General features: G+C 56.9%; 35 protein-coding genes. 5 read left to right on the forward strand and 30 right to left on the reverse strand.

Annotation, left to right across the window (positions count from 1 at the left end; genetic code table 11):
* Positions 1 to 360 precede the first annotated feature (360 nt).
* A complete protein-coding gene (locus B9A95_RS22310; protein ID WP_084049283.1) occupies positions 361 to 699 on the forward strand; it encodes an SHOCT domain-containing protein in 339 nt (112 codons plus the stop codon).
* A gap of 28 nt (positions 700 to 727) precedes the next feature.
* On the opposite strand, the gene B9A95_RS37265 is transcribed toward B9A95_RS22310, so the two are convergent.
* The 5 genes from B9A95_RS37265 to B9A95_RS22335 form a co-directional block, all read right to left on the reverse strand.
* Positions 728 to 1,192, reverse strand: coding sequence for an HNH endonuclease (locus B9A95_RS37265; RefSeq protein ID WP_084049284.1), 465 nt, complete (start codon positions 1,190 to 1,192; stop codon positions 728 to 730).
* Between the two features lie 241 nt (positions 1,193 to 1,433).
* Positions 1,434 to 1,757 carry an HNH endonuclease gene (locus B9A95_RS22320; protein WP_084049285.1) on the reverse strand — a complete coding sequence of 108 codons (324 nt, stop codon included), beginning with the start codon at positions 1,755 to 1,757 and terminating at the stop codon, positions 1,434 to 1,436.
* On the reverse strand, positions 1,744 to 2,448 hold the full coding sequence (locus B9A95_RS22325) for a BRO-N domain-containing protein (RefSeq protein ID WP_170928745.1): 705 nt from the start codon (positions 2,446 to 2,448) through the stop codon (positions 1,744 to 1,746). Before B9A95_RS22325 ends, B9A95_RS22320 begins: the two co-directional genes overlap by 14 nt.
* Before the next feature lie 128 nt (positions 2,449 to 2,576).
* The gene (locus B9A95_RS22330) at positions 2,577 to 2,906 is read right to left on the reverse strand and encodes a hypothetical protein (protein ID WP_084049287.1); all 330 of its coding nucleotides are present in this window, start codon (positions 2,904 to 2,906) and stop codon (positions 2,577 to 2,579) included.
* Positions 2,903 to 3,121, reverse strand: a complete 219-nt coding sequence (locus B9A95_RS22335) for a hypothetical protein (RefSeq protein ID WP_084049288.1) — start codon at positions 3,119 to 3,121, stop codon at positions 2,903 to 2,905. Before B9A95_RS22335 ends, B9A95_RS22330 begins: the two co-directional genes overlap by 4 nt.
* Before the next feature lie 145 nt (positions 3,122 to 3,266).
* On the opposite strand from B9A95_RS22335, the gene B9A95_RS22340 reads away from it, so the two are divergent.
* Together B9A95_RS22340 and B9A95_RS22345 are read left to right on the forward strand one after the other, a co-directional pair.
* Positions 3,267 to 3,491 carry a helix-turn-helix domain-containing protein gene (locus B9A95_RS22340; RefSeq protein ID WP_084049289.1) on the forward strand — a complete coding sequence of 75 codons (225 nt, stop codon included), beginning with the start codon at positions 3,267 to 3,269 and terminating at the stop codon, positions 3,489 to 3,491.
* The gene (locus tag B9A95_RS22345) at positions 3,488 to 4,021 is read left to right on the forward strand and encodes a GIY-YIG nuclease family protein (RefSeq protein ID WP_084049290.1); all 534 of its coding nucleotides are present in this window, start codon (positions 3,488 to 3,490) and stop codon (positions 4,019 to 4,021) included. Before B9A95_RS22340 ends, B9A95_RS22345 begins: the two co-directional genes overlap by 4 nt.
* Before the next feature lie 124 nt (positions 4,022 to 4,145).
* Here B9A95_RS22345 and B9A95_RS22350 read toward each other — a convergent pair whose 3' ends face one another.
* On the reverse strand, positions 4,146 to 6,959 hold the full coding sequence (locus B9A95_RS22350) for a S8 family peptidase (protein WP_139806941.1): 2,814 nt from the start codon (positions 6,957 to 6,959) through the stop codon (positions 4,146 to 4,148).
* 2 nt (positions 6,960 to 6,961) lie between these two features.
* Positions 6,962 to 7,972: an AAA family ATPase gene (locus tag B9A95_RS22355; protein WP_212648371.1), complete on the reverse strand. Its 1,011-nt coding sequence runs from the start codon at positions 7,970 to 7,972 to the stop codon at positions 6,962 to 6,964.
* Between the two features lie 1,116 nt (positions 7,973 to 9,088).
* Here B9A95_RS22355 and B9A95_RS22365 point away from each other — a divergent pair.
* Positions 9,089 to 9,454, forward strand: a complete 366-nt coding sequence (locus B9A95_RS22365; RefSeq protein WP_245808438.1) for a DUF1304 domain-containing protein — start codon at positions 9,089 to 9,091, stop codon at positions 9,452 to 9,454.
* A gap of 300 nt (positions 9,455 to 9,754) precedes the next feature.
* Positions 9,755 to 10,141 (forward strand): VOC family protein, encoded by a 387-nt coding sequence (locus B9A95_RS22370; RefSeq protein WP_084049293.1) that lies wholly within the window; start codon positions 9,755 to 9,757, stop codon positions 10,139 to 10,141.
* Positions 10,142 to 10,743: 602 nt separating this feature from the next.
* Here B9A95_RS22370 and B9A95_RS22380 read toward each other — a convergent pair.
* The 23 genes from B9A95_RS22380 to B9A95_RS22495 form a co-directional block, all read right to left on the reverse strand.
* A complete protein-coding gene (locus tag B9A95_RS22380) occupies positions 10,744 to 11,364 on the reverse strand; it encodes an RloB family protein (RefSeq protein ID WP_084049295.1) in 621 nt (206 codons plus the stop codon).
* Positions 11,357 to 12,655: an AAA family ATPase gene (locus B9A95_RS22385; protein WP_084049296.1), complete on the reverse strand. Its 1,299-nt coding sequence runs from the start codon at positions 12,653 to 12,655 to the stop codon at positions 11,357 to 11,359. Before B9A95_RS22385 ends, B9A95_RS22380 begins: the two co-directional genes overlap by 8 nt.
* A 125-nt stretch (positions 12,656 to 12,780) precedes the next feature.
* Positions 12,781 to 12,903, reverse strand: coding sequence for a hypothetical protein (locus B9A95_RS36400; RefSeq protein WP_281255889.1), 123 nt, complete (start codon positions 12,901 to 12,903; stop codon positions 12,781 to 12,783).
* Positions 12,904 to 12,997: 94 nt separating this feature from the next.
* Positions 12,998 to 13,477 (reverse strand): hypothetical protein, encoded by a 480-nt coding sequence (locus tag B9A95_RS22390; RefSeq protein WP_084049297.1) that lies wholly within the window; start codon positions 13,475 to 13,477, stop codon positions 12,998 to 13,000.
* Between the two features lie 8 nt (positions 13,478 to 13,485).
* Positions 13,486 to 13,815, reverse strand: coding sequence for a hypothetical protein (locus B9A95_RS22395; protein WP_139806943.1), 330 nt, complete (start codon positions 13,813 to 13,815; stop codon positions 13,486 to 13,488).
* An 11-nt stretch (positions 13,816 to 13,826) separates the two neighbouring features.
* Positions 13,827 to 14,219, reverse strand: a complete 393-nt coding sequence (locus tag B9A95_RS22400) for a hypothetical protein (RefSeq protein WP_084049299.1) — start codon at positions 14,217 to 14,219, stop codon at positions 13,827 to 13,829.
* 63 nt (positions 14,220 to 14,282) lie between these two features.
* Entirely contained in the window at positions 14,283 to 15,110 is an 828-nt protein-coding gene (locus B9A95_RS22405; RefSeq protein WP_084049300.1) for a hypothetical protein, read from the reverse strand.
* Between the two features lie 4 nt (positions 15,111 to 15,114).
* On the reverse strand, positions 15,115 to 15,531 hold the full coding sequence (locus tag B9A95_RS22410) for a hypothetical protein (protein WP_084049301.1): 417 nt from the start codon (positions 15,529 to 15,531) through the stop codon (positions 15,115 to 15,117).
* Positions 15,531 to 15,881, reverse strand: coding sequence for a hypothetical protein (locus B9A95_RS22415; protein WP_084049302.1), 351 nt, complete (start codon positions 15,879 to 15,881; stop codon positions 15,531 to 15,533). The genes B9A95_RS22410 and B9A95_RS22415 overlap by 1 nt, the downstream gene beginning before the upstream one ends.
* The gene (locus B9A95_RS22420; RefSeq protein WP_084049303.1) at positions 15,881 to 16,255 is read right to left on the reverse strand and encodes a hypothetical protein; all 375 of its coding nucleotides are present in this window, start codon (positions 16,253 to 16,255) and stop codon (positions 15,881 to 15,883) included. Before B9A95_RS22420 ends, B9A95_RS22415 begins: the two co-directional genes overlap by 1 nt.
* A gap of 2 nt (positions 16,256 to 16,257) precedes the next feature.
* Positions 16,258 to 16,560 (reverse strand): hypothetical protein, encoded by a 303-nt coding sequence (locus tag B9A95_RS22425; protein ID WP_084049304.1) that lies wholly within the window; start codon positions 16,558 to 16,560, stop codon positions 16,258 to 16,260.
* On the reverse strand, positions 16,557 to 17,723 hold the full coding sequence (locus B9A95_RS22430) for a hypothetical protein (RefSeq protein ID WP_084049305.1): 1,167 nt from the start codon (positions 17,721 to 17,723) through the stop codon (positions 16,557 to 16,559). The genes B9A95_RS22425 and B9A95_RS22430 overlap by 4 nt, the downstream gene beginning before the upstream one ends.
* On the reverse strand, positions 17,723 to 18,124 hold the full coding sequence (locus B9A95_RS22435; protein WP_084049306.1) for a hypothetical protein: 402 nt from the start codon (positions 18,122 to 18,124) through the stop codon (positions 17,723 to 17,725). Before B9A95_RS22435 ends, B9A95_RS22430 begins: the two co-directional genes overlap by 1 nt.
* A 16-nt stretch (positions 18,125 to 18,140) precedes the next feature.
* On the reverse strand, positions 18,141 to 18,878 hold the full coding sequence (locus B9A95_RS22440; protein ID WP_084049307.1) for a hypothetical protein: 738 nt from the start codon (positions 18,876 to 18,878) through the stop codon (positions 18,141 to 18,143).
* 118 nt (positions 18,879 to 18,996) lie between these two features.
* The gene (locus B9A95_RS22445) at positions 18,997 to 19,497 is read right to left on the reverse strand and encodes a hypothetical protein (protein ID WP_084049308.1); all 501 of its coding nucleotides are present in this window, start codon (positions 19,495 to 19,497) and stop codon (positions 18,997 to 18,999) included.
* Positions 19,497 to 21,062, reverse strand: coding sequence for a hypothetical protein (locus B9A95_RS22450; protein WP_084049309.1), 1,566 nt, complete (start codon positions 21,060 to 21,062; stop codon positions 19,497 to 19,499). Before B9A95_RS22450 ends, B9A95_RS22445 begins: the two co-directional genes overlap by 1 nt.
* An 11-nt stretch (positions 21,063 to 21,073) precedes the next feature.
* Positions 21,074 to 22,414 (reverse strand): phage terminase large subunit, encoded by a 1,341-nt coding sequence (locus B9A95_RS22455; RefSeq protein WP_084049310.1) that lies wholly within the window; start codon positions 22,412 to 22,414, stop codon positions 21,074 to 21,076.
* Entirely contained in the window at positions 22,411 to 23,133 is a 723-nt protein-coding gene (locus B9A95_RS22460) for a terminase small subunit (RefSeq protein WP_084049311.1), read from the reverse strand. The genes B9A95_RS22455 and B9A95_RS22460 overlap by 4 nt, the downstream gene beginning before the upstream one ends.
* 946 nt (positions 23,134 to 24,079) lie before the next feature.
* Entirely contained in the window at positions 24,080 to 24,718 is a 639-nt protein-coding gene (locus tag B9A95_RS22475; RefSeq protein ID WP_084049314.1) for a hypothetical protein, read from the reverse strand.
* Positions 24,719 to 24,750: 32 nt separating this feature from the next.
* Positions 24,751 to 25,140 (reverse strand): putative PDDEXK endonuclease, encoded by a 390-nt coding sequence (locus B9A95_RS22480; RefSeq protein WP_245808439.1) that lies wholly within the window; start codon positions 25,138 to 25,140, stop codon positions 24,751 to 24,753.
* A gap of 83 nt (positions 25,141 to 25,223) precedes the next feature.
* Entirely contained in the window at positions 25,224 to 25,487 is a 264-nt protein-coding gene (locus tag B9A95_RS22485) for a hypothetical protein (RefSeq protein WP_084049315.1), read from the reverse strand.
* On the reverse strand, positions 25,484 to 26,239 hold the full coding sequence (locus B9A95_RS22490) for a hypothetical protein (RefSeq protein ID WP_084049316.1): 756 nt from the start codon (positions 26,237 to 26,239) through the stop codon (positions 25,484 to 25,486). Before B9A95_RS22490 ends, B9A95_RS22485 begins: the two co-directional genes overlap by 4 nt.
* Positions 26,239 to 26,565: a hypothetical protein gene (locus B9A95_RS22495; protein ID WP_139806944.1), complete on the reverse strand. Its 327-nt coding sequence runs from the start codon at positions 26,563 to 26,565 to the stop codon at positions 26,239 to 26,241. Before B9A95_RS22495 ends, B9A95_RS22490 begins: the two co-directional genes overlap by 1 nt.
* Positions 26,566 to 26,717 lie beyond the last annotated feature (152 nt).

Below are 26,717 nucleotides of genomic sequence, written 5' to 3' on the forward strand. Positions count from 1 at the left end.
GTTCAAGAGGGCCGCAGAGGCTGCGGGGAGGCCAGGAGTGGCCATGCGGAGGGTGATGGTGCGGGTATTGGTCCCGCCTAGGCTGCCGAGCTGTGCGCGGAGAGCGGCGACCTGGGAGAGGGCACGCGTTATGCCGCTGGTGTTCAAACTGATGTTACGCACTGCGGCTAGGCGGGTTAGTTCGGTATCAACGCGGCCTAATTGCACAAGGGCGTTGTTGACATCGAGGAGATAGGTGTCTTGCAAGGTAGCCATTTAGCACCTCCTTTCGGGGAATGAAAAGCCGCCCCGAAGGGCGGTGATGTTGTTTTCTGGTCATGTTGTGCCACTCTTGTTAGGGGCAAAAGCTAAGGTAAAGCCATGCTTGAACTGATGGTGGCCATCGTCCTTGGGACAACGATCTGGATGGGTTATGACTCTGCGCAACACAAAATCGCTGTGGATAGTAAGCCTTACAGTGCCAACAACGGTGCTGCAGCCTGGGTCCTGAGCGGGATATTCCTCTGGATTGCAACGTTCCCCTATTACCTCGTAAAACGCTCTCGGGCCGTCTCTAGTGGGTCCATTGCTGCTCCCCCTATTGCGCCCGCCCCTGCTCGCCCCCTCAGCGAGGAGTTGGCTGCCCTCTCAGACCTTCGTGCTGCCGGGAAAATCTCTGAGGCCGACTACGAACGCGCCAAATCCAAGCTCCTCAAATAAAGAAGCCCGCGCTAAGGCGGGCTGCTGGCTATGGGACGGGGAAGCGATCAGGCATAAACTCCCAGGGCATTTTTGCGTTTTTAGAGAGGTTGCATGTGGCGCAAGCAGCAACAAGGTTTTCGGGGTAATTGGTGCCACCTCTTGCTAGAGGGATGAAGTGGTCTATATGCCAAGCCTCCCTCCCAAGCCTCTCCCCACAGTAAAAACAGCCGCCCCTTTGTTTTTTCATTATTAGATGTATATCCCAAGAAGTAAAACTACCAGGCGCAGCTAGCCGCCGTGCTCGATAGTTTTGCTCCCTTGCGCGGTATTTCTCAGGGTCTAATGCATAGTCGCGCGCCCGCCAAGCCTTTTGTCTGAGACGGCCCCTCTCTGTATGATTGGCCTTTCTATATAATTCCCTTGATTTATTTATATTAGCAGCACGCCATGAGGCAGACTTCTTGCGTCGTACAATTTGCACTCGGTCCCGCAGAGTCGGGTCACCAAGCATCGCCTCCTTAAGAGCTTCGTACCGCCGCTTCTTGTAAACCAGACGTTCCGCCCGATATTTGGCATGTGCGGCACGGTTGCCAGCGCGCACCGCCTCTCGGTTGCTAGCTGAGTACTTCTGCTGCTTGGTCCTGAAGCATGATTTGCAATAAGAATGCAAGCCCAATCGATCCTTTTTGTTTCCATAAAAAAATTCGCGAGTGGCAAGCTTCTCCTCCCCACACTTCGTGCAACGCCGCACCTCAGGAGTCACGCTTGCACCCGACCTCGAACCGTGCGGGCCGGAACTCCCAGGGGAACTTATCGGCCTTCTCCCGGTTGCACTCCGGGCAGGCGAGAACGATGTTTGACATGAAGTTGCTCCCTCCCCGGCTCAGCGGTACGAAGTGATCTACTTGATACTTACGCTTCCCAACCCAATCCAGTTTCTCCCCGCAGTAATGACAGAGCCCTTTCTGCTTATCAAGCCGCATCTGCACATCCCACTTGTCGAAGCTGCCCCGCGCGCCGTACTTCACAGCCCGGCGTTTGTGCTTGCTCCGGTAGGCATCGTTACTCCTGAGCATGGATCACCCCGTAGATGACCTGCACAGCGTGCTTGCAAGCCTGATACGCCTCCTTGTGGTCACTGGGCTGTTTGGCAATTAGGACGGCAGCCAATTTGCTTTCCAGCCAGCGCACGTCTGCGAGCTGCGCTTGGCTGAAGTGGTCGCGGATAGGTGCCGACTTCTTTAGGCCGTGCGCCTCGCGGTACTCGGCTGGGCTGCGTCCGATGACAGCGCGGGTCACGAGCTTGCTCACGTTCTCGATCAGGCGGTTCTCTGGGGCGTGCCAAACATGCAGCACGTCCATGAGTTCGGCCCGGCCAGCTTTGACGGCGGCTCTCGCAGCCAGCCAAGCGGCATCAGCAGCATTCGTGTTCCTCTGCAACACTTCATCGGCCAACGTGATGTCGCCTTGGCGGTAGCGCTGGATGAGCAACTTCACCCACTTCTTGAAGGGGCGGGCCTGTTCCAGTTCGCTGCCCATGATGAGGCCATAGACCCCGACTTCGGAGATGACTACAACTTCTTGGGTATGGCGGGCGCGGGATGTGATGGCGGTATCTGAGGCCCTGTTTTGGGGCGTCACATGGAGGCGAACAGTCGTCTTTTCGTCGGCATCCACATGAGCGGCCAGGGCGTTGCGGGGCTTCTTGTAACCGAGGGCCTGGGCCACATCACGCCCAACGAACCAGAGTTCACCGTCGCGCTCCACGGTCCTGAGTGGGCTGCCTTCAAAAATCGGGGTTGCCAGTATTGGTAGGTGCATAGACCCTCCCGCCTGAGTCGGCGCAGGTAAGGGGCGCACCCGTGTGTTTCAACGGGTGCTGCCGGTTTACTTACTCAGGCTGCGAGGCGGAAGGGTTGAACTCCCTCCTGAGCGAGCGTCCCCGCCTTGTACTCATCGAGCAACTTCCCGCCGATCTGGCCCAGTTGCTCGCTCAAATCAATGATTCCGGGGCTGGTTCCCCAGATACCGACCCACGCCTCAACCGCCAACCGCACCTGGGCTTCCAACTGGAAATACGCAGTGTCGTAGAGGGCATAACGCTGGGCGCACCGAGGGCAGTAATGCTCAACGTGGCCCTCCCGGTGGTGGTAAATCACGCCATTGGGAGTACCGCAGGAATCGCACTTGCGGTAAAGGGGGGCGGTCGCCGCCTCCCCATTCACGCGACCATCTCCAAGCTCTTGCCGTTGGTGCTCATGAAGCGAACCTGGGCGCTGTGCCGGTAGGTCATGAGGTTCGCCCGGTAACGCCCGCAGGCGTACTCGGTGATGAAGCCCCGGCTGAAAGGGTTCTCCTGGCGTACCCAAACCCGGCCATCTGCCGTCGTGATGGTGTCGGGCGTCGGAACTTTGTCAGTGCTGCTAGCGTACTCTTGCATTGATCCACTTCCTTACAGGGATTCCAAGAAGGCCTTGCTTCCTAGGGCGTTCGCCTTCTTGGTATCCATATATTACCAGCCCTCTGGTAATAGTGCAAGAGGTCTGGTAATATTTCCTTAGGGCCGGAGAGCCCACACTAGGAGGGTGATCGTGCGCTGGAAGGTAAAAGAGTTTTTGGACAGCAACAACAAGACCGCATACGCGCTATGGAAGGCATCAGGGCTGTCACGCACAACTACCTATGCCATCGCACAGGGCGATATGGAGGGCGTGCAATTTGACACCCTGAGCAAGTTAGTGGAGGGATTGGAGAAATTAACAGGTAAGCGTGTGGAGATAGGCGATCTCTTGGAAGTGGTGCGGCCATGACCCAGTTCGTCTATGTGCTGGAAGACAAGAACACGCACCTACTCAAGATCGGAATTTCCCTTGACCCTGAATTTCGCGCCAAGCAGGTTGGTAAAGAATTTGGAACTGATGTGGTGGTGGCTGGCGTATTGAAAGTGGACGATGCCCGCCGCACAGAGCAGTTTCTTCATAGCATGTTCTCCGAGCGCCGAGTGGTTGGGGAATGGTTTGAGTTGACAGAGAAGCAAAAGGGCTATCTGCTGGCCTACTTTATTGACAAGCCTCAAAAGAGAGATGCCCGAGGCACAAAGGCCCCTCCAAAGCGGCGTCCGCCCGCGCTGCCCCGTAGAACGGATTTTGCTCTTCAGAAACTTCAAGGGGGGAGCTGGAGCATCCTTACACCCGATGGAATGGTGGGGAGTGTGCAACTCAAAGAAGGGGGCAACTCTTTGGGCTTGGAGATTAAGAGCAGGGAGCAGATCGAAGCCTTGCGAGGCATCCTTGACGCCCTAGACCTCGAACTCGTCGCCGTCCCCAAAAAAAACGTGTGACCTTACAGGTGTGAGACATCCCTTTACTGGATTGTCGCGCGCTGAGACGCTATTGCCATTGTCCCCCTACAATTACAAAAAGTGGCTCCCGCAATTACTGCGGGAGATTTCTCTAATTCAATAATTATGAAGATCGAGATCTTACGCGAGATTGAGAGCGCATCTGTGCTCTTGCCTGTACGGTAATACTGGCCTGCACCTCTTGATACAGAGAAATTTGTGCATCCTCGTGCTCAAGTGACACGACAAGACCATAGCGTTGTAAATCCTCTTCATAGCCCGGGAATTCTTCTTCGCAACCCACTATCAGATGGATTTTATATTTACCGTCGCTGTGCCTGCATGTTTCCAGCACTTGCGCACGAGTTGTTTCAAAAATATTTGATTGGACGGTTGACCAACTTAGTAGCTCTCCAGTTGGCTTCATATTGAGCAATTGATTACTCCCGAATGCGACACTTCCACTGCCACCTGTAGATCGAATGCTATCTATCTCACTTGGCGTAAGTCCACGACACATCTTCATCCACATTGTACGAGCAACATAAGTCTTACGAGTGTTCCTCACTGGTGGATCGAAGGCGAGAGTAGCTCTTATTTTTCTACGCCCCCTATTACGCACAAAGTTTTCAGGAAGCTCTAGTTCATAAATATGATACTTACCACTCGCAATCAAATCATCAGCCACTAGAAGCACTCTGTTTGTATCCGAAAATAAGGCCTTATCTATAGAGGGCCTACCATAACCAAAAAATCGACGTAACCTTCTCTGCCCTGCCCCTTCTGTTAAACCATTTGTTAGCTTAACTTGTATTTCTTGTGGAATAGAAGCACTATGAACAGTAATTGCACGAACTAAATTGGCAGACGGGATTTTACCCATAGGATGAAATATTCTGCGCAATTGGTGTTCGACTTGAGCACATACATGAGTTACTTGAGGAGCAGCAAAGCTAGTTCCCCAACCGAGAGTCAAAAGTGAGCCAGTTGGAAAGTTGTGGTTGAGAAGGACTTCTGCCAAATTTCGATCGTTATCTTTCCATCTAGCCCAGACGCCGCCAGTGGAAGTAATAGAATAGTTGCCTCCATACGACACCAATTCAGGCTTGACCTGCCTTACAAGGCCAGAGCCTTTATCAAGAACATTGCCAGTTCTCGTAAAGGGAGAGGGCATTTCCGATTCTACTGGAACAATGGGCGAAGGATCTCTTTCAAAAACATTTGGGTGTACAGAGGGCTCATCTCTGCGAGCGATCGAACCAACTGTTAAAACATTTGCTCCAGAAGCTGGATCAGCAATAGCGTGTCTTTCCGAAGTCTGAATTTCCAGTAAATCCCTACCTAGCTCAGTTCGCATAAACGAGGATGGTATTTCTGGAATGGCATTACCCGAAGAAACCACAACAACTATATTGAGCTCTCTAGCTATATCATCCAGCATGAGTGCCCATTCCGACTGCCTTCCTCCTCTATAAACTCGATGATTTTCATTTATCGAAAGATTAAATACTCGACACCCATAAGTATCGTGAAGTGTACGTATTGCATCGGCCATCTGTATACTAGCCCGTTCATCTTCCGCAAAGATGACTCCGCCAGTGCCGTCAGGATTATTTCTCAGCACCTTACCACTTAAGACTCGGACTTTAGGTTCCCACTTCCCCGTAGTTAATCCTTCAGTAAGATCTCCATAAACAACAACTCCGGCAACCTGCGTTCCATGACCATGCAAGTCAGCAGGCGTGCCTTCGCCCGAAGAAAAATCTATCGCATCTACTACAAGTCCGCTGAGGAAAGGATGGCCAGAAACAATACCAGAATCAATTATTGCCGCCAAGGGCATCTCTGTCGTAGATAATTGACTTAAGTCGGGCAATTCAATTGCGTCATCTATTGGCGTGAAACTATCGAAATTGACAGAGGGGGGGAGGTCGATCCATGACACCATATCTAAGGTGAGCAACTCACTAAGAAGATCGCGGTTCCCTTGCACTTTAGCTACTAACAGACTGCCTGCTATTTCTTGAGGACCGCCTGGCACCCGCCCCTCTAATTGCTGCACAATCGTCCTAAAGCTCTGCTTATATTGAGAGATATTCAAGTTTTCACCAGGATGCCAAAGGTCTACATCAAAGAAAAAAGTGTCCTCTCCGATCTGATCGAATTTCTCCCTCAAGCGTGGTCCCATTTTATCTTCGGGGGATAATGATCGCACACTCTGCAAAGCATCAAAAAGATTCGCACGTTGTACAGCAGTCAAGAAGGAGTTCTGTGTATTACCTTGAGCATACAGATTTGCCTCATCTATGAAGTGCTGCTGATCCACTAAACTGGTAAATTGCACAATAAATTTGTAAAGATTTTTCTGAGAACTTCTTATTTTTCTGGAATTGACTCTCTCAATATCCAAACCTTCTACCTGCAGAATAAAACTTTCTTCTATTAGATTAATCAGGCTGCTTCTTTCTGGGTGGCTCAAAACGTATTTTTTATCGCTCGGTATTCCTAAACTTGCACGCTCAGGAGACACAACAAAACCCATGCTGGTGTACGGCCCACGGCTCCATTCTTCTAAAAAGGCATGAGCATAATCCGAATTAGAAAAATGGAGGCTAATTTCATAACGAGCCCCCATATCAGCTTCTTCTGTATTACTTTCAGACACAATAAATGCTTGGAATTTATCCTCTAACTGCTGACGCTCATCTATCCCCAAAAAACTCATCTCAAGAACTAAAAGATTTGTCACCTCTACTTGAGAAGGCCTAATCCTAGTCGGTCTTTCAACTGCTGCATGCATCTGCATCGCAATAGCGCCTTGGTGCTCTCTCTGGTTCGACCTAAGTGGAGGAGATGCACCAAACGCCGGGCGTTCGGGTCTTCGAGTTTCGCTTTCTTTGAGGCGCTGTAAGATGAGATGATCAAGTTGTTCTGGCACAGTTATTCCTCGTCAACAGTAGGAGAAGTCGTGCTGTGACGAAAATTTAGAATTTTCTGGCGATCGCGCTGCTTAGCAACGGCACGAATTAAGTCTTGTTCCTCAACGTACATCCCACCGGCTAGCACTGTCCGCTTGATTGCATCAAGACAAATGCGCTCAACGTCAGCATGGCTAAATCCAACAAGCTCCCTGCTTATACTTGGAAGAATGTTTGTCTTCTTCAAATTTCTTTTGAGTAGGCGAGTGAGTAAGCGAAGAATTGTTTCTTCATCTGGCTTTTCAAAACGAAATACCTCATCAAAACGACGCCATAGAGCAGGGTCAAGCGCCTGCTCGAAATTTGTCGCCGCTATTACAAGGGATCTACCTTCAAATCTGTCTAGCATCTGCAAAAAAGCATTTACGACTCGCTTCAACTCTCCGTGCTCAGTACTATCATCACGAGAACGGCCTATAGCATCAAATTCATCAAAAAATACGACCCATTGACCACGTGTCACATATTCAAAAACGCGCGACAAATTCGAGGCCGTTTCACCCAATAAACTGGACACCAAACCATCAAACCGGACATATAGCATAGGAAGACCCAATTCGCTTGCTATAGCCTCGGCAGTAATAGTTTTACCGCACCCTGGTGGTCCACAAAAAAGCAATTTTTGCGCAGGCTTCAAGCTATACATTTCTAATATTTCCCACTGCTTGAATTCATTCATCACGTCCCAAAGAGCTTGTTCCTGCCCCTTAGTAGTAAACAGATCCTCCATTCGCTTTTGCGGAGTCTTTATGTCAAAAAGAGGTAGGCCCTTTTCGGGATCTCGAGGTACGGGCTGTAGGCTAGCAAGGGGAAAATCAGGTCGCGTAGTTGATGCTCCGTTCAATAGCCGTGTCAGCTCATTAGCCAAGACAACATGCTGTTTTTTACGTTCATCAAGAATAACGTCTTGAGCTGCCTCCATGAACGCGTCATGCTGTCCGGTGGCATAGCTTTTGAACATCTTCTTGATCAAATCTGCTCTAGCCATCGCACCCTCTCGAGGAATCCCGATTTACGACTCCCTAATAATCGCTAGAGGCGAAAAAGAGAGCCTGATTTAGTTGATAACAGAATAACATAGTTATATGATACCGGATTGTGCGCCCCCTACAAAGAAAAAGCACGGTGTATGACCGTGCTTCGTCAAGTTGTCCCCTGCACTTTCTGACCTTAACCAGTCTAAAGATAAGCAGGCTGGAGGGCGACTGGAAACCATGCCTTAGCGTCAGGTCTAGCGTGGTGAGACAGCAAAAAGCCCCCTATCCGAGGGCTGCCCTCCGACTTCACCCGGTCGGCTCGATTGTGGGATGGAGTTAGTGTACCTACGACACTCAGGAGGAACATCCGCCAAATGGATGAGCCCCCAACAAAAAATCGCCCTCCTGGGGCGTATCAACACTTTCTGGACTGTACGGTTAGTCTACTCAGTTCCCACCTTTTCTGCCACCCTCCCCTGTTGGTCGGCTCTGGCTCTTGCCAGTGGCGCTTCTGCGTGCCCGTCGCCTAACCGCACGGCCAGGGTCAGCACCGCGACAGCATAAGCGGCGTGCCGAGCCATATCTGGTTGCCAGCGTCCGCACTCCCGCAAGAGGGTCACTGGAGTCCGGTAAGTTCCTCGCAGCCGGTCCAAAAGTTGCCCTATGGCTCGGTGGTCAGGTACTCCGCTGCCCAGCAGCTCTTTGATCACCGTCGCTACCTCATGCTCCGTACAGTCACCAATAGGCGTCTGTAGGTAAGTGGCCGTGATCGGGCCGCCCATGCCGAGCGTTAGGAAGTCCAGGTCGTCCGGTTGATACCGCCCGTCACCAGGACTGGGAAGCTGCACGGTCCGCACCTTCCATGCCCGAATAGCTTGATACCAGCATTCGGCGTAAGCCCTCGCTTCCTTGGCCTCCCTCCGCCTTCCAGTGAGCTTCTGGACGGTCTGGCGAGCACGGGTGACGCCAAGAGGGCGGATAGGGGTGATTGGTAGCATGTATCCTCCGGAAGCAGGAGTAGGGCTTGTCCGCCTCTCTAAGTACGTCCCTGACGAACACGAGAAGGCGTAGTGACAGTACTTCCGCATTCCCCATCTCTCCCTAGGAAGGCCATGATGCACATACTCTCAATGGGACTCATTCTTCTTGTTGCCCTTATTCACGTTTACATCGTGATCTTAGAGATGTTTCTTTGGACGCATCCTCGCGGACGTGCAGCCTTCGGTACCACAGCTGAAGAGGCCCAGACCACGAGGGTGCTGGCTGCAAATCAGGGAGTCTATAACGGCTTCTTGGTCGCTGGACTCCTCTGGTCATTGCTGGCACCAGCAGCGTTGGCTCCTCCATTAAAAATATTCTTCCTGATGTGCGTGATTATTGCCGGGCTGTACGGCACTGCAACTGTTTCCAGGCGTATTCTTTTCGTTCAAGTCATCCCAGCAGTACTGGCTCTTCTTGCCGTTCTTCTCAGTCGCTAGCCTCCGAGACGAAATAGACAGCACATCCACCAGAGTTTCCATCGGCTTGATCATGTCCTCAACGAGCAGGACAAGGCGTCCTGGCCCAGGGAATAAGCGAGTTGCAGAACGGCAATTTTGCCAAAACGCACCTCTCCTTCCCCCAAAACTTCACCCCCGCCTCCGAGCGGAGTTTTTACGCCAAGCAGGTTTACCAGCAGGCTTGCGAGAGCATTCTCGACTCCTTACACTTCAGGCGAGCGTTGCGTTCCGATATCCGGCTGCTTGAGACATCGTGACACTGCGCCAGGAGTTGCTCGAATGAGCGTTCAATTCAACCACGCCATCATCGCCGCCCACGACCGGCACGCATCCGCGTCCTTCTTCGCGCAGCTATTCGGGTTGTCTGAACCCACCTTTTGGGGGCCGTTTGCCAGCGTCACGCTTGAAGAAGGCGTACATCTCCAATTCGCGGAGCCAGGGATACCAGAGATTCAGATGCAGCACTTCGCCTTCCTGGTTGATGACCCCACTTTTGACCAGATTTACGAACGGATGCAGTTGAGTGGGTTGGAGCACTGGGCCGATCCGCAAGGCACTCTTCCTGGACAGATCAACACACACCATGGCGGGCGTGGTGTCTACTTCAAAGATCCCGCTGGGCATGGTTTTGAGATCATCACGCGTCCCTACGGTTCGTCTGTCTGAACTGACATAAGCACCTCCCCTTCCAAAACTTCACCTCCGCCTTTCGAGCGGGGGCATTCAATGTCTCAAACTATTGAATATACATTCTAATCGCAAAGTAGGCGAGCACGGAGAATACCGCCACAACGGCAACATATATTAGGCGAAATAGAAGGCTCATCCTTTCCCAACTATTAAACCCAGAGATAAAGAAACCTGACGCAAGGCTAAACGCAAGCAACCCTATCCCCAATTGTGTTAAGAGAAGAATTTTCGGTATTAAAGCGCCCATGAGGATAAAAAATAGTCCCACGTAAAGAAGTAACTGAACAGCTTTTTCCAATTTCACTCTGCGCCTCCAACAGTTCTCATCGAGAGATACGCCAGTCAGTTGCACAAAGTTCCCCATGTTCCTCCCCCCAATGACAAACCCCCGCCTTCCGAGCGGGGGCTTTTGCTGGCGGTGCGCGTGAGGCCTGAGGGCAGAGGTTCCTCCCTGGAATGACAAACCCCCGCCTTGAGGGTGTGGCCATGTCTGTCGCACTATCTCCAATGACAAATTCTCGCCAGGCGGAGGAGCTCACTTACAATAAGCAATGCCACATAAACGTAGGTCGCCAATCTTATTCTTCTATTTGGCTTATTAGTTCTTCGACAAGCTCGTAAACTTTTGTAAGAGGATTAGATCCCGAAGGAGTTGAGCCGTTAGCGATATGATAGACCTCCAGCTTCTTAGCGTTTTTTATAGCTGTCTTCTGTTCAGGAAGTAGAAATTTGTACATTCCTTGTCTGTTTTTTTCATAGCTACCTTCAACCCTAGAAGTTAAATCTCGATATATGCTCTCTCTAGGCAAATGGGCTGTCGTGTATCTGAAGTGGAGAAGATACCAAAGTTCAAAACATTCATTTGACCATGCCAGTCTAAATCCGTGGGAGTTAGCTTTATTAATAGCATTATCAAAGTTGTCAGCAGGAAAATCGTCCTTATCAAAAACACACCATATTTGGTCAAAATTAATGCCAGATGATTTAACGATTTTTGCTGCCTCCGCAATTAAGCTAATGGTATTGCAACCCGTGCCGCACACCTCAACACTTATTGCCAACTTGTGCTCTCTTCGCATCTCCATAAAGTAGTTCGGTTCAGTTTTTACTCCTTCGCAAACAATTAAATAAGTCTTTTTTATTTTTCTGGAAGGTCTTTTTTTTCCTATTTCACGAGCAGCCTTCCTCCCCTTAGTCATTTTTTATAGCCTTCTTTGTAGTATTAAAATCAAACGCACCTAGATACGGAATGGCCCCGTATCTACCTGATATATAATCCTTTTCGAAGGAAGCATCATTTCTTATCTTCTTACCATCACCCTCGTAATCAGCCAGAGAGTATATTTCAGTCGATCCAATTTTATCCTTCTCGGCAAACCATATTTGATCTCTTCTAAGGATTTTAGAATCAAGCAGACTGGTATCGTGTGTAATGAAAACAAGTTGAGCGCCATTTGGGTTTCTCTCCTGGGAGTTAAACATTTTAATTAATGATTTTGTTATAAGTGGATGAAGCTGCGAATCTACTTCATCTACAAATAGAATTCCTCCGCTTTTTAATGCCGCTATTAATAATCCAGAAAGTGCAAATATCTTCTGGGTACCACTTGACTCATTCTTCTCCAAGTCAAAGCTTTCAGTCCCTACTACTTCTCCTTCATCATTATACTTATGGTGTATTGTAATAATCTTTCTATTGGATGCCATTCGAAATTGCTTAACACTTGTTTCCTCTTCATCACCTTCTTCCTCATCTACATCATTCCATTTCTCTCCCAAGGCGAAGTCTTCTATGTGTAAGTCAGCTGCCCTGAGGACATCTTGTATTTCATCTTTCATCATTCCTTGTTCTAGAAATCTAACACTTAATCCTCTAATAGCTTTGTCAGAACCCCTGAGAAAGAATAATCGACGAAAAAACTGAAGCACGTTCTTAGGTATCTCTGCATTAAACTGCGCCGCGATTGGCAAAAAGAGTGCGTTATTCCTAACAAACCTTTTAATCTGATTGGCATCGTAAAAATCAGTTCCATGAGAGATGCTGCCCGAATCTCGATAGAAAATTTTTCTCTCATGATTTTTAGGGGTCCAATACAACCACTCTTCCATCACTTCTTTATCGTTAACTTCAAATCCATATCTATATTTAATATCATCTATTATGAATATAAGTTCAAATAAACTTGTCTCTTTTCGACCAGTTTCGTCCAACATAAAGGGTTCAACCTTAATAGGGTCGCCTATTTGCGATCTGGTTGAATCAAACGTAATAAGCTTGCCCATAAATTCCAATGCTTTGAATATGTTACTCTTGCCGCTAGCATTAGCACCATATATAGCAATTGACTTTAAAATTTTTATTTTTCCAAGATCAACTACATTATTAACATCAATTCTAGGATCCCTTGATTTTATCTTTGAAGCAACAAAATCTAAGGTGGCCAACCCTCTGATTGATCGAAAATTTCTCACACTGAACTGAATAACCATGGTCACACCTCCGAAATTTGAGATTTTTTCTCAAATCCACCCTAACACAGGTCGCCTCCTAAGGGACGACCCTGCTTGGGTAGGCATGATGGTTGATAGGCCCGACCGATCTTGCTTACTAGCCACTATGAGCCCGTGCCCAGCGGTCCAGCCATCGTCACGATGCGTTCGTAGTAGGGCACCATGGTCAGCCACACCTCCTCCGAGCAGCGCCCGCTCCAGCCACGCGTCGATGGCTCGGGCCACAACAGCGCTCAGAGTAGAACGTGCCAGTTGATCCTTTATCAGATCACCGTACCGCCCGCACGGCCTTCACAAACAACTTGCGTAGCCCGAAAGACCTCACGCCCAGAGCCGCCTCATCAAATCACGCACCTCGACCTGCGTTCGGTACCTCACGAGTTGCAGCGCAGGCCCGATGTACGGCCCAGGCAGCATGTAGGCCTGGCCAGTGCGTCCGAACCGCAACAGTCCTCCAGGAGGCAGGGTCTTGAGGTAGGCGTCCAACTGCTGCTGCGTGAGGGTATATGGGCCGGTGCCGTACTCAACGTCTGAGGCGTAGTCCGCTCGGTCGCCCAGTTCGACGAGCACGGCCCCCATGACGGCGGACCCGTTGCTGTAGATGCTGTTGAACAGGTGGTTGGAGCGCACGTAGACGTGCCCGGGGACCGTGCCGTAGATGTTCAAGTACGCGCCCCGTTGGGCGTGTCTCTCGCCCTCCGCAGCCACCTTCCTCGCTATGGCATCGAGCGCTGTCTGGAGTTGCGCCGCACGACGGGCGAACACAGTCTTCGAGCCCTTCCGAACCAACCGTCCCGTCATACGTCACCTCAAGCAAGCAGGGCCGCCGCCATCTTCTTCGCCACTCCCTTACGCCGTTCAACCTTCTCGACTTCCAGTTCCTGCTCGGGCAGCCCCTCGCTCTTGCGGCGCAGGTTGCGCAAGTAGCGCCGGAAGGGCGTGTCAACGATCTTGTAATCCTGCTTGCTGGTGGGCATGGTGCCCACGACCTCTTGCCCCCAGCTGATCTCGCCCACCATGGCCAGCAATTCAGCCTCCTCGGCCAGGGCACGGTACCGAGCCCGCTCCAGGGCGGCAAGACGAGCGGCAAGGGCGACGTGTGGCGTGGTCATCACCTCGGCGTAGGGCATGTACTCCATGGCCCGGTCGATCAGGCTGAGGGGTGGAGGGGGCGGGGAGGCGTCAGCCTCTCCAGGGCCTCCCGTTGCGCCTCCTGCCGTTGCAACCTCAGCCCAAGCGCTTTTTTTGTCAGTTCACGCAACCCATTCACCGTGTAAATGGCCTCAAGGACCTCAGGGATATCTGGGGCACGAAGACGGTCCGCATCCTCCGGAACGACCAGGCTACGCAGCAGAAGGCGGCGAAGGACCTGGGGGGCAACTCCTACAGGGAAAGGGGAAGCTTGCCCTGTCACAGGCGCATTCAAGGCGTCAATCAACTTCTCAAAATCCGATGCGTTCGCGCCGATCTCCTCAAGGGTCCAGGCGCGGACGGTCACGGTGCTCTTGTCGGTCAGCTCCACAGGCAACGTGTAGGTGTCCATTTAAGGGTCTCGCTTTGGGTTGAAGACGGCCCGCCCCAATCGAGACGGGCCGTGCGGTGAGGTTTAGACGCCGATGAAGTTGCTGAGGCTGACGGCCAGAGCGTTGACGATCTCTTCGGTGCGCCAGGCGGGCACGACGTAGATCACGCCGTCGGGCTTGGCCGTGGTGAAGTCACCAATGGAGGTCGGGGGCGTCCACCCCGTGTTCGCGCCAGCAGTCATCAGGAACTGCAGGCCGTCAAATTCCTGCACCTGCGGCTCACCGTTGCCCTGGATAGAACCGTTGGGGAAGGCACGCACAATGCTGATCGTGTTGTCCGATTCCTCGGTGCTCGCCACGAGGATGAAGGCCCCCTGGGTGATCACCGAGTCATTCGAGAACGCCAGCACGCTGTTCTCAGTCGACGTGCCCATGTCGGTGAACACCACGGTGTTGCTGACGACGGTCGCGCCCTTGGTCGTGCTCCAGGTCGGGGCCGAGGCCCCAGCGGTGCCAGCAGTCGTGACGCGGAAGACGCGACTGTTAGCGGTGACCAGGTCGCCAACCACATACGCCTTGTTGTTCGTGAAGTTGGCCGTGGTGGCAGGCGTGCTGATCGCGCGCTTGCCGACGTGCCACTCGCGAATAGCCACGTCGCCCGCACCGGCAGTCTGGAAGGTCAGGCTGAAGGTGCTCTCGTCGATCACTTCCTTGTAGGTCTTACGCAGGCCTTTGCGGTTGCCCTTGAAGGTGCGCTTTTGCTCGTCGCGGTTGTACTCGACCGACTCAATGAGGTTGAAGTCGGTGAAGAGCTTGTTGTCGCCGGGGCGCACGCCGAAGATTTGCGTGCCCGTCGTGGTGATGTTCGCAGCGTTGAGGGTGTCAGGGTTCCGGATTTTTGCACTATCCATGCTGTTACCTCGGGTGCGCGGAGCGCAGGTTGTAGGTGGTGACGGCCCGCGCGGAGCCATCTGTGGAATTGGCGATGAAAGGAGGTGTGACGACCTGGCGCCGTTTCCCGGTGCGAGGCGTGGTGCCAATCAAGGACCGGACACGCTCGGCAAGGCCCAGGGCAAGAGCGTCAGTAGGCGCGATGGTGTCAACCTGGAGGGTTTGCGTGTCAGACCAGCCGTTGATGGTGAACCCCGGCCCAGGGTTGTAGAGCTGCACGTAGCCCTGTGGGTGCTGCGTGAGGTACACACTCAGGCCACCCGACTGCCCCGGCTTGCGGCCAGCCAGTGGCTCTTGCTGCTGCTCAGGCCGCAGGACAGGGATGCTGCTGCCCAGGGCTGCCGTCAATCGGCTGTGGAGATCGTCGACGATGCCGGACATCAGAGGCTCCAGGTGCAGCAGCCGATGCTCTCGCCACTCGTGGCATCCAACTGCCCCCAGAACAGCAAGGTCAGCCGGCCGCCGTCGTGCGGAATGATTGCCCCCTCGCCCGGCGCCTCATCCTCCGGACTGACGGTCAGGAAGCGGACGTCCTGCCCAGCAAGATCCGGAAAGCGCTGGACCACCGCGGCATACGCTCGGCCACGTGGGTCAGCGGCCCAGACGTTCCCCCAGAACGGCACCCCTGGGGAGGGCGTCAGGCGGTACGGGTAGAAGAACCAAGCCTCGCCGCCCAGCGCCTCCTGAAAGCTGTCCTGCGTGGCCTGCATCTCGGGAGAGAGCTCGTCCATCAGAACGTCGCCTCCATCGCCACACTGCCGCTGCTGACCTGGCTGGAAGTGAGTGCCACCGTGTTCAGACCACTCAGGGCGAGCTGCGCCTGCTGGTCAGCACGAACCACGGCGATCCGCGCGGCCAGGCCCTGTTCCACCTCTGCCCCACTCGCTGCCTTCAACCGTTCAGGCTTGCGCGTGAGCTGCCGGAGTTGCGCGCTGAGGAGGGAGTAACGCGCCCCCGCCTCCTGTTGGATGGCGGTGGTGTCAGGACGCTGGACGGCCGCTTCGGTGATCCCTTGCAGGCGGGTCGTGAACTGGTCTGCTGTGTCCCCCAGGTCAGAGGGCCTGAAGTCGAGGCGCAGCAGTGCGGCCAACTGCTCCGCCGTCACGGTCAGCCCTCCTGAGCAGGAGCCTTGAGGGCGGCGAGGATCTCCTCAGCGAGCTTCTCGCCGACACCCTTGACCGCGATCAGACGGTCGTGGGCGTCCTCGGGGAGCAAGGGCTGAGCACGCAACTGCTCCAGTTCGGCCGTCGCTTCCGCGTACCGCCGTTCCTGGGCCGCCTGAACGGCCCGGAGGTCATCCAGTTGCTGCTGGAGAGCGGTCGCCTCTCCCCCACCAAGCTGCTCGGTCTGGGCTTCCGCGACGGGCTTGCCGTTGGCGTCAACTTCTACGCCGTCACGAAGGAACTTCATGCCGTCCCACCATTCGTCGGATCCGCATAGGTCCCGGGGGTGCCGTTGAACTGCGCCACGGCCGCCGCGCCACGGTTGCGCACGCCGTACCCGACTTCGCGGCCCCAGTACTCGCTCTGCAGGGGGAAGGTCACGATGGTCCCCACCATGCGCAGGCCGGGAGCGCCCACCACGGCATCCTCACCCGTCGGCTCACGGCGAGCGATGGGCTTGACCGCAGCGTTGGTGTCCACGGCCGCTGCGTAGTTGGGGAAGATCCAGCTCTTCACCCAAATCTCGGCCCCATTGAACAGCCCGATCATGCGGTTGTTTTGACGACCCGTGTCCAAGCGCTGCACGGTCACCGTCTGGTTGACGCTGACGATCACGTTGGGGTCAACCGCAGGCGTGAAGCCCGAGAACCCGCGCACGGCCTCTTCCTGGGCCACGTTGATGTAGACCTCGATGCGCGCGTTGTTGGTGTGCTCCGCGACGTTGAGGATCAGCGCGTTCAGGTTGGCCGCTGTGAAGGCCGAGAAGCCCATGTAATGGCTGTGCGTACCGTCCCAGGTCTCGCCGTTCGGCCCGAGTGGAGGCGCCGTGCCGTCGTTGTTGTAGAGCGCCTTGACGGGCAACTCCATGTTGTCGCGCAGGAAGTCGTAGAACGTGCTGTTCGTCGGGTTGAACAGCGTGTTCCGGATCAGCTGGATCGTCTTGCGACGGTCCGCTGCCTCGGCGTTGTACGTGCTCACCGCGATCTGGGCAGGTGTGGCACGCGCCAGGAAGTCACCCGTGAAGCCCACACCGAACTGGAACCGGCGCATGGGAATGCCGATCTGGGGCGGCGCTCCGGTCTTCTGGGTGGCCACACGGCCGTACTCGTCGACCTCGCGCATCTCGCCTTCCAGCAGGATGCCGGAAGCGTCCGCCACGATGCGGCTGGGGGCGGCCTGGACGAGGTTGCCCACCATGTCATTGATCTGGTTGTTGTGGACCGCCAGTTCGGCTTGCACCGAAGCTTGAACATCTTCTAGGCCAAACTGAATCACGGTCTGGTTCGTGACGTTCTGCAGGTCACGCAGATCATAAGTACCGGTGCGAATGGGGGCACGGCGAGGGCTGGAGGCCATGGCCAGGGTTACACCGAGGAGGCTCAGGGTGCTCAAAGAAGTGAACTTACGCATTAGCCCACCTTCCCGAAGCTGCGGGTCACGATGAGGTCCGAGGTGCCGACGGCGAAGAAGCTGCCGTTCGCATCCTTGGTGCCTGCCGTGTCGGAGATCTCGCCCACGGTGTCGGACAGGAAGTACGTCTTGCCGATGGTGAGGGTCTGATCGGCCGCACGGAACTGCGTGCTGAGACCGTAGGCGGTCATGGGCTGGCCGGTGCGGCCCGAGCGGGGCGCGATGCCGAAGAAGACGCTGTTGGCCGTGCCAGCGAAGCGCCAGAGCTTGCCGTCAGGACGAAGCTCCATGGGCTGACCAGCGGCGACGTCCTCGCCGAGGATCTTCCCAGCGTGCTGCTGGGCGAACTGAGCGCTGGTGGTGTCCACCGAAGCGCGCGGGCTGCGTACGATATTGGTCATGTTTTAAAACCTCCGCCTACATGGAGTAATCGCCAGAGGCACGCTTCTCCGCTGCGATCTGCTCGGGCGTGCGCGCACCACTGGTGAGGCCACCGTTCCCGCCGAGGGGCACGATGGGGGTGGTGATGGGGTTCTGCCGCTGCTGCACCTGGTTGTTCCCGCCACCTTGGGCGGCTAGGGCCGGCAGGAAGTCGCCCCACTGTTCCTTCGCGTACTGGTCAAGCGGGACAACCTTGTCGGCCAGCTTCACGCCGTACGTTTTGACCTTCTCGCCTGCCTTCTCGCCGTCCACCTCGATCTCCTCGAAGGTGAGGTCCCCACCGAGACGCTCAAGCACGCTGGGCTTGTAACCAACCTTGTCGGCCACAGTGCGCAGCGTGTCGCGCTTCTTCAAGGTGCCGAGTTCAGAGGTCGCCGTCTCGCCATCCGCGAGCTTCGTCTTGAGCTCGTCCGGCTTGCCAAGTGCCTGGTACGCCGCGTACCGTTCTGCATCAGCCTTGCTGAGCACCACAGAGCCGTCGGGAAGCTTGGTCTTTTCGACCTCGCCTTCCAGGGTGCGGATTCGGTCCCGGTAGTTGGCGTTCTCGCCGAGCAACGTCGCTGCGAGCGCAATGGCGTCACCGTTGTGCTTGCTCAGCAGGTTCTGCAGGTTCTGCGCGGCCTTCTGGGGATCAGGCTCCCCTTCAGCACGGCGGGGCAGGCTGGCCAGGGCAAGCATGGCGGTCAGAGCGAGGGTGCGGGGGAAGGTCTTCATGTCTGTTCCTCCTTGGGAACGCGCGGTTCCTGCGCCTTGGCAGAAACGACGAAGCCCCAGACCTTGCTGGGGCGACGTGGACGGACGGGACTTACCCCAGACCTTGCTGGGTGCCGAGTTAGAGGGTCAGGTCAGGGAAGGGATCAGGACGATCCCGGGCAAGTGCGTGAACCACCAGGCCATGGCCGTCCTCGAAGGGGTAGGCCTCAACGACTGCTGGCGCGATGACTTCCACCCGGTGGGGCTGCGCGTACTCGCTGGCCAGGAACTGATCCCAGGTGAAGTGCAGCAGCTGCCGCTCGCGGCTGTCGCTGACCGTCGCCCAGTGCCCCGGGGTCAGCTCGAGCGCCACCGCGTGCTGAATCTCGCCGAGGCGCCGGGCTGGAATGGAAACGAGAAACTGCTGCTCACCCTCGTGAAGCCGCGTCCAGAAGGCCGGCGGGGCAGGCTCACCCACGTACAGGGCCACGGCCATCAGCCCCAGCTCGTGAATGCGGGCGTAGAAGCGAGGCTCACTCACGTCATGAACGTGGGCCAGCAGCAGCTCTTCGCCGCTCAGCGCGTAGAGGGCGTGATACGTGCAACCGGAGAAGGTGGTCTGGTGTCGGTGGTGCAGCATCACTCACCTCCTGTCACGGGCGGACTGTTGCTCCCCAGGGGAGGCGCGCCGCCGCGCTCCTTCCACTCTTCCCGCACGCGCTGAACCACCGTGGCCGCGTCATGCACCGTCGGTGTGGCCTCGGCCAGCGTGAGCAGGTCCAGGCCGCCATCACGCCATGCTGCCAGCAGCTCGCGGTACTCGGCGAGGTTGCTGGAATCCACATCGAGGTACAGGCGAGGCACGATCAGGGCAGTCAAGGCTTCCTTCAGTGCCTGCTCACCCATGAGGCTGCTGGCCAGCACGAGGGCTGAGCGCAGCGCCCAGGCCAGGAACGCGCCGGTATCCGCTGCAGCGAAGGCCACCCGCTTGTCATGGCCACGCCGGGAGACGCGCTTGCTCTCTCCACTCACGGCCGCCTGGGGGTCTGTACGCCACTCCTGATCGAAGCCGCGCAGGATGAGCCGCGTCCACATGTCGATGCTGCCCTGGAACTTCTCCGGGTCTACCGGGTCCACCACTTGCCAGGTGGGCGTGTGGCGCCGCGGCATCGTGCCTCCGGTGGGCTCCACATCGTCATAGGGCAGGCCCACGAGGCGAATGGCCACGCTCGGGCCAACGCTCCAGGGGATGTCCTTGCCCGTCTGCGGATCCTTGGGTTGCTCAGCGTTGGCCACCACGATCTGCCGGAAGCCTGCCGCGTCATCGTTGCGCCCGGCATTTGTCACGGCCGCGTTGAGCCGGTCCTGCTTGCCCCGGATGCTGGGCGTGATGGCTGAGCCGCCGTCCCGGTCCGCGTGCCACATCAGGAACTCTGGACGGCGTGCCTGCGCTTCCCCGCGAAGACTGTAGGGGTTGAGTGGCACTTGCTGGCCCTCGGGCAGGACGGCCTGCAGGTTGCCCGCGGTGGACTCCAACGTCCATACCTTGTCGGGCGTGTGCAACTCGACTTTCGTCTTGCTGGTTGCGCCGTCCACCAGGGTGTAGGTGTAGTAGTAGCCGAGCACGCGGCCGTGGCCGTCCAGCAGCGGCCCGCCCTGCCGTGGATCCACGGCGGAGACATGCACGAGCGCCAAGGCGTCGGCCAGCGTCCAACCCTGCTTGTCTTGCAGCAGCTCGGCGTACACGTCCGGGATGTAAACCCGTCCGATCATGCGTCCGGCCCACTGGTAAGCCCGGGCCGCGTCCCGCACGTGACTGAGCAGCTGCGAGAGCGCGTGCCAGTCCGACAACTCGGCGAGCGGCGCGGGTTGCGTGCCGTCCTCCGCCGCTTCCACTGTCTTGCCGTCCAGTTGCAGGCTCCACTCTGGATCGCGGTCCAACTGCCCAGACACCACGGCCTCAATGGCCGGGCCGATCTGGTCATCACTGACCAGTTGAGGAAGGATCTCGACAACGCTGCCGCTCACCGGCTTGCGGCCCTGCCAGTACTGGCCGTTCTTGCCGAACTGGTTGTCGTGCGCGTAGTCGTAGAGCACTTCCAGCGTCAATGGGCCGTGCGTGGGCTTGACCAGCACGGGCTTGGGCTGGAGCGCGGCCACGAGAAGGTCAAGCGTCAGTTGGGGAATGCCGGGGATACTGATCATTCGACCTCCTTTCAGTACTGCTGCACGCCGCCCGTGTCCTGACGACGTTCACGGCGAGCGCCGAATCCATCCGCGTACCGAACGGCATAGCGTGTGGTGTCCATCCCGTGATCGTCCTTCTTCACGGGCTCTTCCTTGACCGTCTCGCCGTTGGGCCCTTTCGCCCACACGTAGCCGTCCACTTCTTCCTCGGTACAGGTGGGCTTGTCGCTCAGCCCCGTCTCCTCGTCGATCAAGAGCGGGTCCCGTTCAACGAGCGCACCTTTCACGAGGAACAGGCGAGGGCGCCCGTCCGCTGCAGGCACCAGGCGGTCATTCACGCCCTGAATGCCCCGGCTTACAGCCTTATCCGCCGCAATTGTACGGATGCCCAACTCCTGTTCCAGCGTCGCCCGGTCCTCTGCATCGTGGTCACAGACCCACGCCTCGATGCGCTCGTCACCGGTGAGGACTTTGATCTGGGCTGCATGATCACGAACGGTACGGCGCGTCCGGTAAATCTCCCGGTAACGGAACATCCGCCCATCCGGGTCTACTGCCCACCACTGGCAGACGAAGGGGTTCGTGAAGCCGAAGTCGATCACGACGAAGCGCCGCCACTCCTTCGGAATGGGGAGCGGGTCAACCAGGTGCAGCTCATCCCGCCAGGCGTCATACACCATGCCCTCGGCTGCCGCCCACTTGCCGTGCCGCAGGCGGTCCTTGCGTGGCCCAGTGAGCTTGTCGAGGCGCGCTAAGTAGGACACGCCGAACGGGGTCAAGTCTCCCCTGCTGCTGAACAGGCGAGGGTTGTCCTCGTGCCTGGAAAGGATGCGCTGGGTGAGGCCCGCGTCCATGCGCTTCTTCAACCAGTGCGAGGGCGGCCCAGGGTTGCAATCCCCGAACAGCTGCTGGTACGGAATCACGCCGTTGCGAAGGCGGGTGCTCAGGAACTCCCAGTCATTCAGGCTGAGCTCTGTTGCCTCTTGCACGTAGATCGCGTCGAACTCGGCCGACATGAGCTTGACCGGATTGTCGATTCCGGCCACCACGATCTCCGAACCGTTCGGGTACTCGTAGGACTGGCGCACACGCCGCTGCTGGTTGATGGTGTTGCAGCGCGGCTTCACGTGCTGCTCGAAGGTCACGAGAGCCGTCTCGGTCAGAGCCGCGCGGAACTTCCGCACAATGGCGAGGCGGCAGCCGGGGTACTTCTCGGCGAGAGCGTTCAGCTTTTCCAGGCACACGCGGCTCTTGCCAGTACCTGCAGGACCGTCCAGCATGAACTCGTCCACCTTGCACCGCAGGACGTCCAAAGCAGAGCCACGTGGGAAGTAAACGCGGGCGCCAGCCGGCAGACGGGCAGCCGTCACAGGTCATCCTCGGACAGGCCAGCGATGTACTTCACGCCCAGGTCCACGCTGCCGCTGTGTTCGGTGCGCTCCGTGAACAGCTTGTGGTGCTTGCCGATCAGTTCCAGGGCCTTCACGGGGTCTGCCCACTTGAACTTCAACCCGTTAGGACCGTACTCGGTGCCCTCAACGAACTGCAGCACGCCGTTACGTTCGGCCGCTTTCAAGCTCGGCACGATACGGGTCTCTGTTCTGGTCCCCACCTGCTTCTGGTAGGTGGCGTCCGGGTCCATGGCCAGCTGGACTTCCCAGTCGGCGATCCTGCGCTGCTCCATCTCGATGGACGACTTCAGCAACTCGGGGTCAATGGCGTTCATGCGGCCGACTTTGGCCTCGGCGTTGTCGATCAGCTCCTGGATGGAGCGGGGCTCAAAGACGGGAACCTCGTAGGATTCCTGCTCAAAGAAGTCACTGCCGTCGATGCTCGCGCGAAGGCTGAGGCGAGCCAAGACTTCCTCGGCGCTCATCACCTCTTCGCTCAGCCGGGCCTTGATGTAGGCCTGGACGTCTGGACGCCGGAAACGGAACAGGTACTTCTTGCTGTTCTCGCTGTACTTCACCGCAATGCCCGCCTTGCGCTTGTTGAAGGTCGCGAGGTAGGCATCGGCCAGCACCCGGTCCTTGTCGGAGAGGGCCGCGCCCAGTTCCTCGGCGGTGGGTTGTTTCGGTGCGTCGGTCATGGGTGCGGTTCACCTCCTATCGGGTAGCGTAGATTTGTGGAAACAACCCAGCTCCCGGAGTTTCAAACGGCTCTCCACTTCGCACGGTTGTGGAAGGTGGTGGCAAGACAACAAGGCATGAAGCGAAACGACGCCACAGAGTTTGCAGTGCAACAGGGTCTAAGCTTGCTTAAAGCCACTTGTAAGGATGCACGCACTCAAGAAGAAGCTGAATTCCTTCTTAGGGCCGATATTCGAGAGATTGACCCACAGAAGAACAACCCTCTTTTCCGTCCGGGACCTATTGACACCCGCTCCTGATCACCGGTCCAGCCTCATACCTAGGCTCGAAGCTCATGCCTCGAAGCACCGGCGCCAGCCCCAGCTCCTGCAGGTAGAACGGCTCCCGGACCGCCTGCTCCTCAAACGTCCTCGGCGTGGTCTTGACTCGGCCACGCTGCTCCCGTGCCATGAAGTACGCCCGGCGCACATCCGGGAGCTGCTGTTGGAGAGCACGGCGACGAGCTCGCTTGCTGGCCTTCTTCGACACACGCCCACCTCCCGGTAATGAAAAACCCCACCGAAGCGGGGTCCCAGTGCTACTAGGGTTACATGGCCTGAAGGGATTGGTGCCTGTCCTGGACGCGTGCGTACATTTCTTCGATCGTGCCTCCGCTCGGGGCCCATGTAAGGCGTCCGTTGTAGTGGACCCCATCCTTTTCGTACACACAAACTTTCTTCTGAAAGTCGCAGAAGCTCAAACCCCATGCACCATGATGCTCAATCAGCCCATGAAGTTGGTCGAGAGAGTGTAGGGGCATGTCCAGGTTGACCTCTATGCGCATGTCTCAGGTTACGAACGCCTGTCTTTCGTCTTTATTGCACTACCCCAACAAGAAAGGCACCCAACTGGGGGTGCCTCGACTCTTCTTGGACTCTACAAAAACGCTAGCAGTTTTGTTCCAAATTAACAAGTGGTGATGGTCAATTTCTGCAATTCCTGTTGCATCACATGCAATGGGGCTTCCGCCTTCTCATCACGCAACTGCACAGCCAGGGTCAGCACTGCCACGGCGTACCGCACCGCCCGCTCTGGGTGCTGGTGCAGCCGCCCATCCTCTCGCAGCAGTCTTGCCATGCAGTTGTGCCGTTCATGCCGAAGCTTGTCCAGCATCTTGCCCAACTGCTTCTGCTCTGGCACTAGGCTGCGGCTCATCGTCGTGATCAACGCGCCCACCTCCCCCTCCGTGAACTCCCCTATCGGTGTCTGCAGGTAGCGCGTTGGGGCCCGCACGTTGCTCCCCAGCGTCAGAAACTCCAACCCTTCTTCTGACGGCTCGTAGTGGAAGCTGTACGGGATCTCCACCTCCCGCACGTCCCAGCCTCGCAAAGCTTGATACCAACGCTCGGCGTACTCCCGCGCTTCCCTGGCCTGCGTGCGGCCGCTGGTGAGCGCCTGAATAGTTTGCCGGGGCGTGAGCTTCTTGCGCCCAGCGCGCTGCTTTGCCGTGGCTGCCCGGGCTTCCTCCGCCTGACGCTGGGCAGCCTTCTGAGTAGGCGTCTGGAGAGCAGCAGCCACCAGGTCCTCCGTCTTAAATTTGGACACGGCCACCTCCTGGGGGCGTGAAGGGGCGAGGGTCACTTCGGTATCCCCCAAATTTTCAATAGCTCGCTTTCGACCTTCACAAACAGGTCGAGACGCTGCCAATACCAGGGACGGGCGTAAGGCATGACCAGGACCCACCAATCGCGCGCCCCATTCCACCGATGAATCACGATGGGCATCCGCTTCCCTTCGCAGTCACGTCGTGCCTGATCCATCCAAGACTTCAGGGTGGCCGGGCTGTGCATCTGGCACGTCGCGGTCAGCTTGCACTCGATATGCCATCCGCTAAGAGCCAGGCAGATCACGTCCGGCGAATCCGCCCCGCCCTTCCGCTGCTGCCCGCGCTCCGCCGGGAAGCCCAGCTCAGTCAGGGCCTTCGCGAGCTGCAGCTCTCCCCGGGCGCCTTTCGCCCGCGAGTTCACGGGCTTCTTCTTGCTATTGCGGAGTGGTGGAGTCGCCTTCTTCGCTGGAAGGGACTCCAACGTAGCGACACTTTTGCGGGGACTCACGCTGCCCCCTTCCGCTTAGCCCGGCTGCGGCTCTCCTGCGCGGCCACCGGATCGGCGTAAGTGATGCTGACTACCCCGTACAACTCCCGGTACTCCTGTAACGCCCGGCACCAATCCAGATCCGTGAGGTAGCCCTTCTGGATGGCCTCGTCAATGTTCTCCGCCTGCTTGCCCCGTGCCCGGAGCGCCTGCAGCAGCACCTGGGCTGCCTCGTAGGCATGCTGACTCACGTGGGCCGGTGGTTTGACCTGCCGTGTCATGCGGCCTCCCTCTGCTGCTGAGCAGCGATGTACGCGCCAAGGCGACGAGTGCGGCTGTCGCGGTGCTGCTGCAACCAGGTCACCACCTCTGGCAATCGGAACAGACGCTCCCGCTTCGGCCCCCGCTGCTCCAAGTGCGGCATCCCTTGCTGTGCCCACAAGCGCACCATCGCGGCACTGCGAGAAAGGATCACCGCCAACTCTTCGGCATCCAACGTGCCTGCAGGACGCTGAGAGAAGTGCGTGGGTGGCCGAGCCCCGTCCACGTCCCGGGGATGGTAAGCACGTTTGGGGGACGGCTTCCCGACAACGCGCACAAGGACGTAGGGCACCTCATGTTCCCGAAGGCGGGCCTGCGCACGACTGACCGTGAGGTCCCACCGCTGCGCCACCTGCTCCGCTGTCAGGTAGTTGGGAGGCCAGCTGTCCAGGACAGGCTCACGCTCTGCTTGTAACGCTGCGGCCTCCTTCGCCGTCACAGTGCTGTTGCCGAGCCACCGTCCAGGCGTGATGCCGCGGCGCGCCGTCAAGCGGTGAACCTCCGTGACGGAGATGCCCAGGGTGACCGCGAGATCGGTGAATGTCACCAGATCGCGCGGCGGAACGTTCATCTGGTACCTCGTGACGGCCAGGCCGAGAGCGCTACGCGTCACCCGCAACTTCTGGGCCGCCTCCGCGATGGTGAGGCCCTGACGGAAGAGTTTCTGGGCGTAACCGCGTCGATGTGGTGTCCAACAGGTAGGCGTGCCCATCAGTCCTCACCTCCCGCCTGCGCGTCCTGCTGAGCGGTGAGGGCGTCAAGGCGGTCTGCAAACTCGTACTTCAGGTTGAGCTGCTGAAGCAGGAAGGGGTTCTTGCTCTGACTGGCGAAATACTCCTCTGCTTCTGCCTTCGCCTCTTTCCTCAGCGTTTCCGCCAATCCCTCCACGGCCAACTGGGCCGCACCTTCTGCGACACACTTGGGGGATTCGAGCTCTTGCCGCACTTCTTCCAACAAGGCTTTCTCTTCCTTGCTAGCCCCATGCGCCGCACGCATCCGCTGCAGCGTGGCCAAACGGTCAGAAAGGGAAACACTCACTTGCCCCTCCTAAGCCCGCAAGACTGATCCAGCTCATGACCTCTCCAGAACAACTCCTGATGCTGACCCGCGCATTGCAGGACCCGTACCCCACTCACAGAACGTGAAGCACGCGTCATGGATGTCGCGTAAGGCATGAGACACCGCCCAAC

This window comes from Deinococcus hopiensis KR-140, from assembly GCF_900176165.1.
Taxonomy (GTDB): Bacteria; Deinococcota; Deinococci; order Deinococcales; family Deinococcaceae; genus Deinococcus; species Deinococcus hopiensis.

Excerpts from the sequence above, each read along its gene's own strand:
- B9A95_RS22320 (WP_084049285.1), bottom strand. The coding sequence starts at position 1,757 with ATGCTCAGGAGTAACGATGCCTACCGGAGCAAGCACAAACGCCGGGCT.
- B9A95_RS22410 (WP_084049301.1), bottom strand. The coding sequence starts at position 15,531 with ATGTCCGGCATCGTCGACGATCTCCACAGCCGATTGACGGCAGCCCTG.
- B9A95_RS22400 (WP_084049299.1), bottom strand. The coding sequence starts at position 14,219 with ATGGACACCTACACGTTGCCTGTGGAGCTGACCGACAAGAGCACCGTG.
- B9A95_RS22450 (WP_084049309.1), bottom strand. The coding sequence starts at position 21,062 with ATGATCAGTATCCCCGGCATTCCCCAACTGACGCTTGACCTTCTCGTG.
- B9A95_RS22485 (WP_084049315.1), bottom strand. The coding sequence starts at position 25,487 with ATGACACGGCAGGTCAAACCACCGGCCCACGTGAGTCAGCATGCCTAC.
- B9A95_RS22460 (WP_084049311.1), bottom strand. The coding sequence starts at position 23,133 with ATGACCGACGCACCGAAACAACCCACCGCCGAGGAACTGGGCGCGGCC.
- B9A95_RS22435 (WP_084049306.1), bottom strand. The coding sequence starts at position 18,124 with ATGACCAATATCGTACGCAGCCCGCGCGCTTCGGTGGACACCACCAGC.
- B9A95_RS22370 (WP_084049293.1), top strand. The coding sequence starts at position 9,755 with ATGAGCGTTCAATTCAACCACGCCATCATCGCCGCCCACGACCGGCAC.
- B9A95_RS22335 (WP_084049288.1), bottom strand. The coding sequence starts at position 3,121 with ATGCAAGAGTACGCTAGCAGCACTGACAAAGTTCCGACGCCCGACACC.
- B9A95_RS22405 (WP_084049300.1), bottom strand. The coding sequence starts at position 15,110 with ATGGATAGTGCAAAAATCCGGAACCCTGACACCCTCAACGCTGCGAAC.
- B9A95_RS22445 (WP_084049308.1), bottom strand. The coding sequence starts at position 19,497 with ATGCTGCACCACCGACACCAGACCACCTTCTCCGGTTGCACGTATCAC.
- B9A95_RS22365 (WP_245808438.1), top strand. The coding sequence starts at position 9,089 with ATGATGCACATACTCTCAATGGGACTCATTCTTCTTGTTGCCCTTATT.
- B9A95_RS22390 (WP_084049297.1), bottom strand. The coding sequence starts at position 13,477 with ATGACGGGACGGTTGGTTCGGAAGGGCTCGAAGACTGTGTTCGCCCGT.
- B9A95_RS22490 (WP_084049316.1), bottom strand. The coding sequence starts at position 26,239 with ATGGGCACGCCTACCTGTTGGACACCACATCGACGCGGTTACGCCCAG.
- B9A95_RS22425 (WP_084049304.1), bottom strand. The coding sequence starts at position 16,560 with ATGAAGTTCCTTCGTGACGGCGTAGAAGTTGACGCCAACGGCAAGCCC.
- B9A95_RS22345 (WP_084049290.1), top strand. The coding sequence starts at position 3,488 with ATGACCCAGTTCGTCTATGTGCTGGAAGACAAGAACACGCACCTACTC.
- B9A95_RS22395 (WP_139806943.1), bottom strand. The coding sequence starts at position 13,815 with ATGGAGTACATGCCCTACGCCGAGGTGATGACCACGCCACACGTCGCC.
- B9A95_RS22415 (WP_084049302.1), bottom strand. The coding sequence starts at position 15,881 with ATGGACGAGCTCTCTCCCGAGATGCAGGCCACGCAGGACAGCTTTCAG.
- B9A95_RS22385 (WP_084049296.1), bottom strand. The coding sequence starts at position 12,655 with ATGGTTATTCAGTTCAGTGTGAGAAATTTTCGATCAATCAGAGGGTTG.
- B9A95_RS37265 (WP_084049284.1), bottom strand. The coding sequence starts at position 1,192 with ATGCTTGGTGACCCGACTCTGCGGGACCGAGTGCAAATTGTACGACGC.
- B9A95_RS22430 (WP_084049305.1), bottom strand. The coding sequence starts at position 17,723 with ATGCGTAAGTTCACTTCTTTGAGCACCCTGAGCCTCCTCGGTGTAACC.
- B9A95_RS22380 (WP_084049295.1), bottom strand. The coding sequence starts at position 11,364 with ATGACTAAGGGGAGGAAGGCTGCTCGTGAAATAGGAAAAAAAAGACCT.
- B9A95_RS22440 (WP_084049307.1), bottom strand. The coding sequence starts at position 18,878 with ATGAAGACCTTCCCCCGCACCCTCGCTCTGACCGCCATGCTTGCCCTG.
- B9A95_RS22310 (WP_084049283.1), top strand. The coding sequence starts at position 361 with ATGCTTGAACTGATGGTGGCCATCGTCCTTGGGACAACGATCTGGATG.